This window comes from Ectobacillus sp. OTK, from assembly GCF_059698935.1.
Genome location: NZ_AP048547.1, coordinates 3,365,604 through 3,378,906 on the forward strand (window position 1 = coordinate 3,365,604; position 13,303 = coordinate 3,378,906).

Consider the following 13,303-nt stretch of genomic DNA (forward strand, 5'->3'; position numbering starts at 1 on the left):
AAAAAGCCTAGTAACCTTTTATTCAATGGTTACTAGGCTTAAGTTTATTTAACTCCATAGTAAAGGAGTTCATTTTTGGTTTAAGATATTTTCCTTTATTTTAATCGACCCAAACACGTATTGTCGCCTCTGCTTCGCCTGTAATAGACACAATGGTACAAGAGGGGACTTTTCATAAAGATCTTTATTACCAGTTAGCCGTAATAAAAATCGACATTCCTTCATTGCGTGAACGAATCGAGGATATTGTGGAGTTAGTTCAAAAATTCATGCAAGAATTTACCATAAAATATAAGAAGCCAATGCCAAATATTGATCCAGCAGTTATGACTGCATTAATAAACTATGATTGGCCAGGAAACGTCCGAGAGCTTCGAAATGCAGCAGAACGCTTTATCCTGCTTATACTCTCTTTCACTATACAGCAGACAGAAGAGAAAATAAGTAAGTGATAAAAGTAAGCATTTTAAAAGATAAAAAACAGCTGTTTTCGGCATAAAAATAGTGCTATTTCCAAGGAGCTTTTTTATTTTCCTTTTGGATAGCACTACCTTCATTTAGGCTACATCAAAAGCATGCAGCTTCTCCTCGTTCTATGTACGCATTGTATTTCAATAAAATATTTTCGAGTATCCACAGTTACAAAAGCTTCGGAACTATATAAGCGAATTTCTGTACATATCAATTTATATAAGGATAGAATTTATTCTTCAGTAAAAAATAGGAAAAATGATGTAAACGGGAGGGAAAGAAATGTCTTCAGAAATGAAAGAAAAATGCGGGGTGTTTGGAGTATTCAATCATCCTAAAGCAGCCGATTTAACATACTACGGACTTCACGCTCTTCAGCATCGCGGTCAGGAAAGTGCAGGAATCGTAGTTAGCAACGGCAAAACATTTAGGCATCACCGCGGCATGGGATTAGTAACGCAAGTGTTTACACGTGACACTCTTGATAGATTGAATGGCAATATGGCAATTGGCCATGTTCGATACTCGACTTCTGGTGAAAGCTTGTTACAAAACGCGCAGCCTCTCGTTTTTAAATATAGCGGGGGAGACTTGGCTGTTGCCCATAATGGTAACCTAGTCAATGCAAGAATAGAACGAGATGTGTTGCAACAGCAAGGAAGCATTTTTCAAACAACGACCGATACGGAGATTATCGCTCACCTTATTGCCCGTTCTAGGAAAAACCGGTTTAGTGAAGCAGCACCTGATATTCTTACACGAATCGATGGTTCTTTCGCCTTGCTAATCATGACAGAAAAACAGATGCTAATCGCTCTAGACCGCCATGGCTTGCGGCCCCTTTCTCTAGGAAGAATCGGCGAAGGCATCGTCGCCGCTTCAGAAACATGCGCTTTGAATGCAGTAGATGCCAAGTTTTGGCGGGATGTGGAACCTGGAGAATGGCTGCTTCTTGACGAAAACGGGATTCAAACAGGACGATTTGCCCAAAAGGAAGAGCTCTCTCTTTGTTCTTTTGAATTTGTTTATTTCGCCCGCCCTGATAGTGTCATTCAAGGAAGAAGTGTCTTATCAATCCGAAAGGAGTTAGGTCAAATTCTGGCTAAGGAACATCCTGCACAAGCGGATGCAGTTGTTGCCGTACCCGATTCAAGCATCCCTGCTGCTATTGGTTTCGCCCAGCAATCAGGAATTCCTTATGAAATGGGATTAATTAAAAATCCATATACAGGCCGTTCATTTATTGAACCTACCCAAGAGCTTCGTGAATTAGCCGTTCGCCTTAAATTAAGCGCCGTTCAGGAAATTCTTGAAGGAAAAAGGGTAGTACTTGTCGATGATTCCATTGTAAGGGGAACTACAAGCAAACGAATTGTCCAGTTAATCCGGCAGGCAGGCGCCAAGGAGGTCCATGTGCGCATTAGTTCACCGATGGTTCGCAATCCGTGTTTTTATGGCATTGATATGCCTACAAAAGAAGAGCTGTTTGCTAATGCCCTTGAACATGAGCAAGCTATGGGACAAGCCATCGGAGCGGATACATTGGCATTTTTAAGTACCGAGGGGTTGTTAGAAGCAGTAGATGTAAATCTTGCTGAAACCAGCACTCGATGCATCGCCTGCTTCAGTGGGGCTTACCCGACCAAACTGTATCTAGAGTAGCTGCCTAATAAAGCACACTAAGGCTAAATCTAAGTGCCCACGCCAATTCGATACGAAAATAGCCGGGTAAAAAGGCATCTATATTCTCTGTTGACCTGCGGTTGACTGTGCTATTATAAACAGCCGCTATATGGACTTAGCTTCATTTTGGGCAGACTTCACTCTTGGTGAATTTGCCCTTTTTTCTGCATCTATTTCTTAAGCAGCGTTTAAGAGTGTAGAGGAAGGGACGAAATGCTTTAACGAACTTCGGAAATAATTCTAGAAAAAACGAAACTCTCCTGCCTCAATCACATATTGCAGCATATTGACAACTTAATCCTTTTTAACCTGTCCATCCTTGCTAAATTAACTATTCACATACAGGGAGTTGAATAGAAAAGCATGTCCCTTTTCCCCGCTCACTTATTACACTTATCTTTCCGTTCATCCGATTTATAATACTAAAAGAAACCATCATACCCAGCCCTGTTCCTTTTTCCTTTGTTGTAAAATAAGGCTCACCAAGGCGTTGAATTTGCTCCTTCGTCATCCCCTCTCCCGTGTCACGGATATCAATTTGTATTTTCGGGTAATGATAGACAAGAGATATCTGTAGTTTCCCGCCATTTGGCATCGCTTCTATACTATTTTTCAAAATATTCATTAAACATTGCTCAAACAGCTTGCGTTTTCCCAGAATAAAACAGCTCTCATTATTTAATCCATGTAAGTCTATTTGTACTGTATTCATATTAGCCAAAGGGGTAATTACTTTTACAGCATGAGAAATTTCTTCATAAACATTTATCTGTTCACTCCCCCTGACTTCCGGCTTAGCATACGTTAAATAATCACTAATAATTTCCACAGCACGATCCAGCTCCCTCACCGCAATATTTAAATAATCAGTTCTTTTATTCGCCGGTACGTCTTCATATAACAATTGCATAAACCCTCTGCTTACTGTTAATGGATTTCGAACTTCGTGGGAAATGCTCGCTGCCAGGTGGCTTACAACCTCTAATTTCTCTGCTTTTACTAATGTCTGCAATAAATCAAGAATCTTTCTGATGCTTTCCCAAAGAACCATGATAATCAACATACCTGACATGTTAATAACAACAAACGACATTTGAATATTGAATGGGATTTCAATATTTAAAAGTTTTATTGCCATAAGCAAAAAGATTTCTTCTAAAAATGGAATCAATAATACATTTAGAAGTATTCTTTGTTTTACAGACATTTTCAAATAACGTTTGGCTAAGAGGCTTACGGAAATTGTCAATAATGGATATATAATAAGTGCAACATAAAAGCCCGTTCCCCCAACAAAAAAACGTATGACCAGCATTAAAGCCAACAAGAAAAAGCCAAATCGATATCCTCCATATAATATACCTAAAACGAAGGGGATCCGCCGAAAATCAACTACAAAACCTTCATATATATGAACTGGAAACAACATACAAAGGATCATAGAAAGAATAGGAAAAATCATGACAATCCAGTCTTTTAAATTTTTAAGTTGCTTCATGTATTTTAATAAATAAAACATTTGAACTAGGAATAAGGGCAGAAGAACGAATAAAAAATTAACAAGTAAATCCTTTACTACAAGACTCATAACTTCACCATACTTTCCATTTAAAACTACCCTGGTTATTTCCTGTTAACAGAAGATTTTTATAATTATCATGTTTTAATATCTATTTCCTTGAAACTAACAATCTATTGACCAAATCTCTTCTAACTGTATATACATTCTTAATTTTTCGAACAATGTTCCCTTTAAAAGAAATTATACCGTGAGATGTCAAATGGTTAGCAAAGGCTGCATAAACCCATTTTTTCAAAACCTTGCGATTTCAATAGTATCAGAGATTAAGACATAAATAAACATAAACTGCCATAATTCATTTGGTTAGCAATTTGTTAGCAAGACAAATTGTTTTGGAACTTGGTCACGCTAGACTTTCGGGATACTATAGATATTAGCATGAATCACGTTGTCCCCGTTTGCTCAAACATCAACGACAACGTAAGAAAGGAGCGCCAGCTTACGCCTGGCGCCCTTTTTGTTTGCTTAATTGTAAAGCTGCATCACACTCTGCCGAAACGCTTAGCCTTATAAAGTATGCTGATGTTTAATCAAAAATAGTTATGATGACGGGAGAACATCTTCTATAAAATAAGATTCCAGATTAACTTTAACCATCCAAAGAATGAAATCCATAATAGAACACTCAAGGGTGCCCCCCACATTAAACCAATTAAGAAATCCCCTTGTCCTTCCATCGAAACTCACTCCTTAGCAGCTTGTTAGTTAACCAATTACATTCTTTAACTGTGTACATCAATTATAATTGAAAGCGTTTTCTTTGTATATACCTTTTACAAATTATACCTTTTTTTAAACCAATTCTTTTATCAAAACAACAGCCATATCTCATCTAAATCAAGATTTAGCCATAAAAAAGAGCAGCCTAAGCCGCACTAGCAAAAATAGTTTCAGAAACAGCAGAAGGACCATATATAGAAGATTGAAAAAACACTCGCGGATTTTTAAGTATGTGGTTAGAAATGAAAAAACTCACTAAAGGAATAAAAAAGAGGAAACGTTTTGCGTCCCCCCTTTTTTGAAAGCTTCTGATAAGCAGCTTTGTTACAATTTATTCCAATCAAATCCAACTTCCCGTAAGAAAGCTCTCGCCAAAACCATATGTCCAGCAGCTGTAGGGTGAACACGATCCCACGCTAATGCCGCAGAGTAAAGTTCCTTTAATACTCCATGAAACGCCGCTTGCGTATCTACGAACAAACAGCCTGTTTCTTCGGCAATGCGTCTGGCAGCCGCGCCATATTGATCCATTGTCTGCCGCATCGCATCCTGTTCATTGCTTTCCAAGTAAAAAGGTGTCATCAATACAATTCCTTTCACAAGCGGCTTCGTCTCCCTCACCAGCTTCCGAAGTGTTTCCTCATATTCATCCAAATATACATGCCACTCTTTAATGAACGGTGTATCGTACTGCCGCCACACATCATTTATGCCGATCATAATGGATAACCAATCGGGCTTCTGGTCAAGCACATCCTCTTGCCATCTTCCCTTTAAATCTCGAACCGTGTTACCGGAGATCCCTTTATTAACGACTCGAATGCCTAACTCCGGATAAACAGCCTGCAGAAGACCATTGATGAAAGATACATAGCCTTTGCCTAACGCGCCGAACAACCCTTCTCCTTCCGGCTTAGCCCGTTCACAATCTGTAATCGAATCTCCAATGAACAAAAGTTTTTGCCCCTTATTTAATAGCATTGTGCATATCTCCTTTATTCTTTTATAATGTTGCAAGGTTCTGATACAAAAAATTTAATTATTTTATGTATAAAACTAACTGCCCCCATTTCCCCGCTAACGCGGCTTGAAATGGGGGCTGCATGATCAAGTCTGATATACTAGTTACTATTTATTTGCCAACATGATAGATAAATTTTTCAAATGCACGCTGACCTTTATCGTCCCGTTTAAACACACCGGCATACTCCAAGATTGCTGCAAATACAATTCCAATCTCTTCTTTTAGAATATCCAGCGCATTCTCCTTTGTCAATTCCGGATGCTTTTCCTTTACCTTTCTTGCCCACTCCGCATGCTTCATAATTTCCTTTTGTTCCATAATCTCCGCTTCAAAGGAATCTGAAATGATGACCTGCGCCAGCGCTTGTATTTCTTCTTTTAAACGTCCCGGCAAGACGGCAAGCCCCATTACTTCAATCAGACCGATGTTTTCTTTTTTTATGTGGTGCACCTCCGCATGTGGATGGAAGATGCCAAGTGGATGTTCATCATTCGTACGATTATTGCGAAGCACTAAATCGATTTCAAAAACACCATTCCTTTTTCTAGCAATCGGTGTAATTGTATTATGCGGTGTTTCACCCGTAAATGCGAAAATACCGGCTTCTGGATCACTGTACGCCTTCCATTGTTGCAGAATGTAATCAGATGCTTCCGCAAGATCATTATAATTATCGGCTTGTAAACGAATGACAGACATTGGCCATTTCACGATGCCTGCCCGGACATCTGGGAACTCCTGAAGCATAAATTCCTTCTCAATTGCCGCCCTTGCCATCGGAAAATCATGGTGGCCGCCTTGGAAATGGTCATGCGTCAGAATAGAACCGCCTACTATTGGCAAGTCGGCATTCGATCCAAGAAAATAATGCGGAAACTGTTCCACAAACTGCAGGAGACGTACAAAAGTATCTTTACTTATTTTCATCGGTGTATGCGCTTCCGCTAAAACAATGGCATGCTCATGATAGTAAACATAGGGAGAAAATTGCAGAAACCATTGTTCTTCTCCCAGTTCAACAGGAATGATGCGATGGTTCTGTCTGGCCGGATGATTCACACGGCCCGCATAACCAGTGTTCTCTTTACAAAGTAAACACTTCGGATAATCGCTTTGCTTTACATGCTTTGCCGCCGCAATGGCTCTTGGGTCTTTTTCAGGTTTTGATAAATTGATTGTAATTTCCAGGCCGCCGTATTCCGTCGGAGCAATCCACTTCTCATTTTTTGCAATACGATCGGTCCGAATATAATGGACATCTTTTGAAAACTGATAGAAAAACTTCGTTGCTGCTTCTGCCCCCTCTTGCTCATAACGTTCATAGAACAAACGATTCATCTCAGAAGGAAGCGGCACAAAACATGCCATAATCTTTGTATCTAGCAAATCGCGGTATGTGACAGTATTTGCTTCTAACCGTCCGTTCTCTGCAGCCCAGTCCAATATGTTTTCCAAGATTCCAACAGGAGTGTCAAGCTGCTCCGACCCTATCTCAGTTGCTATAAACTCATCCAGTTCAAGCACTTCCAGCAGCTTATTCCGAACAACATCTATATCCCACTTTGTAATAAGCCGCTTGTTCAAGCCATATTGAAGCAGCCTTTCTATTTGCCCATAAATTCTAGTATCCAAACCTTATCGCCCCTTTCCCGAAGAGAAATTTAGTTAATTTTCACTATACTATAGCCCTCTGGGTGCTTTTGAAACCAACTCCAGGCGCTTTGGATCATTTGTTCAAGCGATGTGTAACGCGGCTGCCATCCTAGCTCTCTCATAGCCTTTTCAGAAGAAGCAACCAGCCTTGCCGGATCCCCGGCACGTCTTGGTGCCAACTCGGCCGGAATAGGATGATTCGTTACCTTGCGTGCTGCAGCTATCACTTCTTTTACAGTAAAACCATTTCCATTTCCCAGGTTATAAGTACCGCTTACACCATCACGGCGCAGTTTCTCGATTGCTAAAATGTGGGCATCAGCCAAGTCTGTCACATGGATGTAGTCGCGGATGCATGTCCCATCATGTGTATCATAATCGTCACCAAAGATATTGATTTTCTCACGTTTTCCCAAGGCTACCTGTAAAATAATAGGAATCAAATGTGTTTCAGGTGTATGGTCTTCTCCTAATTTTCCATCCATATGGGCGCCTGCCACATTAAAGTAACGCAGTACCACATACTTAATACCATAAGCTTGCTCCGACCACTTTAACATTTTCTCAATTGCCAGTTTTGTTTCCCCGTATGGATTTGTCGGTTCAGTCATAGTCTCTTCTACGATAGGGGACTGTTTTGCTTCACCGTATGCTGCTGCAGTTGAAGAAAAGACGATCTTCTTTACATCGTGCTTTACCATAGCTCGCAGCAAACAAAGGGCGCCGTTTACATTGTTATCATAATATTTGAGCGGGTCTTCTACACTTTCGCCTACAAGCGAATCCGCTGCAAAATGCACAACCGTCTCAATCTTGTTGTTTGCAAATACTTCGTCTAAAAAAATCGTATCGCGTAAATCCCCAACATAAAGCTTGGTACCCTCTAGGACAGCTTCTTGATGTCCTGTTTGCAGGTTATCAACAACAATCACTTCTTCTCCTTTATCCAACAGCTCCGAAACAGTATGACTGCCAATATATCCAGCTCCGCCGCAAACTAAAATAGCCATAATTATACCCTCCCTTTTTAGTTCTCTTACGCAAGTAACTCTCTTGCACCACCGCCCACTTGTACAACATAGAAGTCCGCCGTTAAGCCTGTTTGTTCGGTGTATCTTTTTCCTGTTTGTTCGATAAATGAATCGATTCTATCATTCTTTACAATGCTGACTGTACATCCCCCGAAGCCGGCACCTGTCATGCGTGAACCTATAACACCAGCTTGTGCCCAAGCAGCTTCTGCTAATGCATCCAGCTCCTTTCCTGTCACTTCATAATCATCACGCAAGGATTCATGGGATTGTCTCATCAGTTGGCCGAATCCGATTAGGTCATTTGCTTGCAGGCAGCGCACCGCTTCTTTTGTACGTGCATTTTCATAGACTGCATGCTTCGCACGCTTACGGTCTGTTTCATTTTGAATCAAATACTTATATTGCTCGAATTGTTCTGGGCTCAATTCTCCTAAGGATGCAATCGCAAGCTCCTGCTGCAGTTCCTTCAAAGCACGTTCACACTCGCCGCGGCGTTCATTATACTTCGAATCAGCCAAACCTCTTCTCTTATTCGTATTGGCAATTACTAAAGAAGCGCCCTCCATTGCAATTGGACTGTACGTATAATCTAATGTTTGGCAGTCTAGCAAAATGGCATGCTGATCCTTCCCCATCCCGATAGCAAATTGATCCAGAATTCCGCAGTTTACACCAATAAATTCGTTCTCGGCTTGTTGGCTCATCTTGACCATGCTAATCATGTCGATTTCTAAATGAAAAAGCCCATTCAGTACTACCGATGTTGCCAACTCAATAGAAGCAGAAGAGGAAAGACCTGCTCCGTTCGGAATATTGCCGTAGAACAATATGTCAAAGCCGCTGTCAATCATATAGCCTTGCTTTTGGAACGTATTCATAACACCTTTTGGATAGTTAGCCCAATCGTGCTGCTCCTCATAGGACAAGTTTTTTACCGGAAATGTAATCACACCTAAATCTTCAAAATTCATCGAATACATTCTGACCATCTCATCATCGCGCTTTTTCGCAACGGCATATGTACCGATGTTTAGTGCGCAAGGGAAAACATGTCCACCGTTATAATCTGTATGCTCACCAATTAAATTGACGCGTCCTGGTGCAAAGAACACACGGACTTGTTCCTCTGTTGTATGAAAAACGCTCATAAATTCCTGCATAAGGTTCTCTACCATCATTTCATCCCATCCTTTTATACTCTCTATCTTTTATAGCTTCATTTTACGGTTCTATTCGATGCCCCTCAATGGTAAAATAAAAAGAGAAAATGGGTATTTTCTTGCTTTTTTATCTATAATAAGCATAAAAATAATACCCACCTGAGAGGGTATTCCCTTCAAATACAGTAAGAAGTCCTATCAAAAAACGAAAGAACGCGAAGCACAGAGAATTTTTTAGGAAAGAAGGTGAAAACTTGCTCTCGAAACTTCCAATAAAAGAGTACAGCATCTTCGCCTATCGGTTTTTGGAGGAAACAACAAATGAAGCCGCACAAATGTGGTCTGTCGGTTGGGAGAAGCAAACCTCTCCGCTCTACAAATGGAGCGGTCGAAACCGAAAAGAGGCAGAAAAATACATTTTTCAGTACACTGTTTCCGGATATGGGATGATTGAAACAAACGGAAGAGAATATAAGTTAGATGCGGGAAAAGCTTTTCTTATCAACATTGCCGGTGATTATCAATATTATTTGCCAAAGGAAAGCGACCATTGGGAATTTATTTTTATTACGCTGTACGGAATTCATGTGGAAAAGTGCTGGAATTATATTCAGAATCATCATCACTTTGTTGTTCCCTTTCACCCTGAATCTAATCCAATTCAGCTTCTTGTTCAAATCTTCCAAGAAGCCAGTGAAAAGAAAATTACAAACCCGTTTCAGGCTTCAAGCTTATCATACCGCTTTATCATGGAGCTCTATCAGTATGTGAAGAATATGGATGCATCGACAGAAGATTGGCCAGAAAGCATTCTAAATGCTGTTTTATTTGCCCGCAATCATTTTCAAGAGGAAATCGGCCCTGACGAAATGGCGGAAGCAGCAAATTTGTCCCGTTTTCACTTTAGCCGTCTATTCAAGCAGACAACCGGCTTAACCCCCATTCAATACTTAACAAAAATTCGCATTATAAAAGCTGCAGAACTGCTGCATCAAACAAAATATTCGGTTGAAGAAATCGCCGCAAATGTCGGCTATGCCAATGCAAACTACTTAACAAAGGTGTTTCGAAAAGCAACCGGCATGACGCCGGGGCAGTTTCGTAAAAGCAATCAAGCACTAGAGGATGACCTGTTTTTGTAGCGCAAAAAAAAGCTTAATGATTTTGTTTTTACTGAAAGACAAGAGAAATGAAGTTTGAGGCTTGAATTAACAGTAAGGATATGTTGTTTAACAATTAAAAGAAAAATGAAAGAGGAGTGGGGAATCCACTCCTTTTATCACGACATGTTTTTGTTTTTTTACCACGACAATTTATGGTTTTAATTCAATTTTTATCCCTCATACGTCTCAAATAACTTTTTCAAATACTCCTGATTTCCTTCCGCGATATACTGCTCGGCTTCTATTAAACGCGTTGCTAATTCGGACTTCGTTAGACGCATATACTGTCTATAAACATTCTTTAAATTCCTGTCAGGTTTTAATTGTTCAAACTCGTGAAAAGTATGTTTTTCATTTTCCCGATAGGGAAGATGTTTTTCGAGTTCTTTTTGTTTTTTCTTATAGCTCTTACTCTTTTCTTTATAATACGCATAGAGTTCTTCATGATTTCTAATAGTGTTAAAATGAATCCCTTTGCCTTGTTCATCAAGTTCTTTTGTCTTCTTAGATACATTGTGCAAGGTAACTTCTTTGCCCTCCGCAAGGAGGGCATCTATTGCTTTTCTACCTAGCTCAAAGGAGTTAACCCTTCGCTTCTCATACTCACTCTCTAAGCCACTTTTATGGTTTTCTAATGATAAGTCTTGGCTCATTCTTCTTATCTCTCCTATACTCTTCGATTAATGCTATTTCTTTCAATTCAACTTTCGCATCATGTATGGTTTTTTTCATTTTCATCACTTCCAGATTAAAACCTTTTTCCTCGTAATATTCCTTCGTTTTTTCTGCCCATTCTAGATAATCAAGTAATTCATGCTTTTGTTCTGGTTCGGGTATTTTAGTACCGCAACCTACACATGCAAGCTTTATTGGGCAAATCTTGTTAGTAACACATGTACCCCCAACAGTTTTACTAAAAGGTCCACTAATCTCTCTTTGACGTTCAAAAAGGGCTTGTAGCTCTTCTGGTTGCCTCAAAACTTCTCTCATCATGTCAACTTGAGTATTCATGGAAGTGTGAAAATCAGTTACGACATTTGCTACTTGGCTTTGGGTAGGTTGAGAGTAATATCCTGTAACCTCTATATCCTTTTGATTGAGTATCATTGCTACGACATCAATCGGAAGTTCCTCTGCTTGTACCGCATGTGTCGCAAAACCGTGGCGTAATAAGTGTGGTTTCAACTTTACCAACTTCTTGTCTTGTGTTTCATAAATCAATCCAAAACAGATGAAGTTTAAAACGCATGCAAAAGTCTTATTTTCAAAATGCTTACCATGAAACTGAAATAAATAGGGTTGTTCTGGTCGTGATGCACCATGTCTTTTATAATATTTAAATTCCACTTTTGGAATTGAGCCTTTATAGTGTACATCTCTAAGGTACAAAGCAATTTCCTTTATTAAATCAAAAGTATCTTTGTTAACATAAAAGACTGCAAGCTCATCTCTTCCTTTCGGAATAGCTCTAAACATGTAGGATGTTTTTACTACATTTGTTTCTGGGTCGGTGATACTTCCCTGATCTAAACACCCAATCCCAAAATGGACTTGTACCACTTCACCTAACCTTGCACCTGAAGACGTAAATATATCTAGTGCTATCGCACCAAAGAGAGCTGTAATATACAAAACCTCAACGTTCATTAAAATGCCATCGGCATATTCCTGAGAGTTAGTTATAAAAGCCCCTTGTGCTAAAATACCTTTGTGATTAGGCTGGAAAGGCTCATTAATACCTTTTGAATCCGGTTCCCTATATCCGTACATCTCAAGTATTTTCAGTCTCTCATTTATTTGTTCTTCACTTAAAGATTGGTACCACATTCCGACTAGTTGATGTTCTAAAATGGGAAAAAACCAAAAACCATCAGTTTCTCCTACTGGTTCACCAGTTTCGTCATCTAATATTTCTGCCTTTAAAAACTCGACGAAGTATTCGTTGTTTTCATCTGAATAAGTAAATCTTCGTTTCTCCGCGTTTTTGATTGTAGTTACACGATAATTATCACTATGATGAAGTACGAAAGACGGTTTATCCCATAATCGAAAGGAAAAGAGCTCCTTTGATATATCTCCACGTTCCTCATTTTCAACATAAGCAAATTCAAAAGGAAGAGGATAATCGTTAGCTTTTACTAATTCCACAGCTTCAAGGTATTTCTGCCGCAATCGCCTAACCTGATTTAGACGGAACCCACCTTCGGCACGGATTTTTATAAAGTCTTTGGAAATTGCGTCTGTTTCAGACTTCCGTTTACTTTTCGCTGCTTCCTTGGCTGTTTTGTTAACTTTAAAATCTCTGCTATCTAGGTATGTTCGAGGGAGTAAAAAAGGGGCGAACACTTCTTGTTGTTCCTTTGTCAACTTGGTCGAATGCCACTTATGCACCTTTTTGACAACACCTTTATACTCATTAAAGAATACTCTTCTCTTGTTATCTGAATGGGAAGGGAGAATCTCCTCTCGTAAATAATCGGACAGATGTATATCTATATCAAAATCATTAAAATTTGCTAATTTGAGTTCTTGAAAGAGTTCTTTGAGACCAACAGTTACAACATATAAACCAGTGAAAATAGTCTTAGGGTCTAAGTTTTGATTGGAGTTTACCATCAACCCTAATGCTAAGTGGTTTGTAAAAAGATAACCACAACAGTTGTTTTTGAAGTAACGTAGATGCTCAGGGTTAACCTTGTCCCAAAGATAACCTCGTTTATCCTGATAGACAAAGATGTTGTCATCAACCTCGCCTTTTAATTCTTGATACCATGGTTTACTTTCTAATTCATCAATCACATTCCCACACCCTT

Annotated in this window: 10 protein-coding genes; 3 read left to right on the top strand and 7 right to left on the bottom strand. The window is 39.5% G+C overall.

The annotated features are described in order from the left end of the window. Positions 1 to 119 precede the first annotated feature (119 nt). Together AC6HZ4_RS16760 and purF are read left to right on the top strand one after the other, a co-directional pair. Positions 120 to 452, top strand: coding sequence for an AAA-type ATPase lid domain-containing protein (locus tag AC6HZ4_RS16760; RefSeq protein WP_497495746.1), 333 nt, complete (start codon positions 120 to 122; stop codon positions 450 to 452). A gap of 301 nt (positions 453 to 753) precedes the next feature. Further along, positions 754 to 2,133, top strand: a complete 1,380-nt coding sequence (gene purF / locus AC6HZ4_RS16765; RefSeq protein WP_497490784.1) for an amidophosphoribosyltransferase — start codon at positions 754 to 756, stop codon at positions 2,131 to 2,133. A 352-nt stretch (positions 2,134 to 2,485) separates the two neighbouring features. On the opposite strand, the gene AC6HZ4_RS16770 is transcribed toward purF, so the two are convergent. The 5 genes from AC6HZ4_RS16770 to AC6HZ4_RS16790 form a co-directional block, all read right to left on the bottom strand. Beyond that, positions 2,486 to 3,742, bottom strand: coding sequence for an ATP-binding protein (locus AC6HZ4_RS16770; protein WP_497490785.1), 1,257 nt, complete (start codon positions 3,740 to 3,742; stop codon positions 2,486 to 2,488). Positions 3,743 to 4,780: 1,038 nt separating this feature from the next. Beyond that, a complete protein-coding gene (locus AC6HZ4_RS16775) occupies positions 4,781 to 5,437 on the bottom strand; it encodes an SGNH/GDSL hydrolase family protein (RefSeq protein WP_497490787.1) in 657 nt (218 codons plus the stop codon). 151 nt (positions 5,438 to 5,588) lie between these two features. Then, a complete protein-coding gene (gene galT / locus AC6HZ4_RS16780) occupies positions 5,589 to 7,112 on the bottom strand; it encodes a UDP-glucose--hexose-1-phosphate uridylyltransferase (RefSeq protein WP_497490788.1) in 1,524 nt (507 codons plus the stop codon). A gap of 29 nt (positions 7,113 to 7,141) precedes the next feature. Next, positions 7,142 to 8,143, bottom strand: coding sequence for a UDP-glucose 4-epimerase GalE (galE, locus tag AC6HZ4_RS16785; protein WP_497490789.1), 1,002 nt, complete (start codon positions 8,141 to 8,143; stop codon positions 7,142 to 7,144). A gap of 26 nt (positions 8,144 to 8,169) precedes the next feature. Beyond that, the gene (locus tag AC6HZ4_RS16790; RefSeq protein ID WP_497495747.1) at positions 8,170 to 9,342 is read right to left on the bottom strand and encodes a galactokinase; all 1,173 of its coding nucleotides are present in this window, start codon (positions 9,340 to 9,342) and stop codon (positions 8,170 to 8,172) included. Between the two features lie 239 nt (positions 9,343 to 9,581). On the opposite strand from AC6HZ4_RS16790, the gene AC6HZ4_RS16795 reads away from it, so the two are divergent. After that, positions 9,582 to 10,469 carry a helix-turn-helix domain-containing protein gene (locus tag AC6HZ4_RS16795; RefSeq protein ID WP_497490791.1) on the top strand — a complete coding sequence of 296 codons (888 nt, stop codon included), beginning with the start codon at positions 9,582 to 9,584 and terminating at the stop codon, positions 10,467 to 10,469. A gap of 191 nt (positions 10,470 to 10,660) precedes the next feature. Here AC6HZ4_RS16795 and AC6HZ4_RS16800 read toward each other — a convergent pair whose 3' ends face one another. Both AC6HZ4_RS16800 and AC6HZ4_RS16805 read right to left on the bottom strand, forming a co-directional pair. Continuing rightward, positions 10,661 to 11,143 carry a hypothetical protein gene (locus AC6HZ4_RS16800; protein WP_497490793.1) on the bottom strand — a complete coding sequence of 161 codons (483 nt, stop codon included), beginning with the start codon at positions 11,141 to 11,143 and terminating at the stop codon, positions 10,661 to 10,663. Then, entirely contained in the window at positions 11,112 to 13,289 is a 2,178-nt protein-coding gene (locus tag AC6HZ4_RS16805) for a site-specific integrase (RefSeq protein ID WP_497490794.1), read from the bottom strand. The genes AC6HZ4_RS16800 and AC6HZ4_RS16805 overlap by 32 nt, the downstream gene beginning before the upstream one ends. Positions 13,290 to 13,303 lie beyond the last annotated feature (14 nt).

What these genes read in the sequence shown, in the direction of transcription:
- AC6HZ4_RS16790 (WP_497495747.1), bottom strand. Translation starts at nt 9,342, where the DNA reads ATGGTAGAGAACCTTATGCAGGAATTTATGAGCGTTTTTCATACAACA.
- purF (WP_497490784.1), top strand. Translation starts at nt 754, where the DNA reads ATGTCTTCAGAAATGAAAGAAAAATGCGGGGTGTTTGGAGTATTCAAT.
- galE (WP_497490789.1), bottom strand. Translation starts at nt 8,143, where the DNA reads ATGGCTATTTTAGTTTGCGGCGGAGCTGGATATATTGGCAGTCATACT.
- AC6HZ4_RS16770 (WP_497490785.1), bottom strand. Translation starts at nt 3,742, where the DNA reads ATGAGTCTTGTAGTAAAGGATTTACTTGTTAATTTTTTATTCGTTCTT.
- AC6HZ4_RS16775 (WP_497490787.1), bottom strand. Translation starts at nt 5,437, where the DNA reads ATGCTATTAAATAAGGGGCAAAAACTTTTGTTCATTGGAGATTCGATT.
- AC6HZ4_RS16800 (WP_497490793.1), bottom strand. Translation starts at nt 11,143, where the DNA reads ATGAGCCAAGACTTATCATTAGAAAACCATAAAAGTGGCTTAGAGAGT.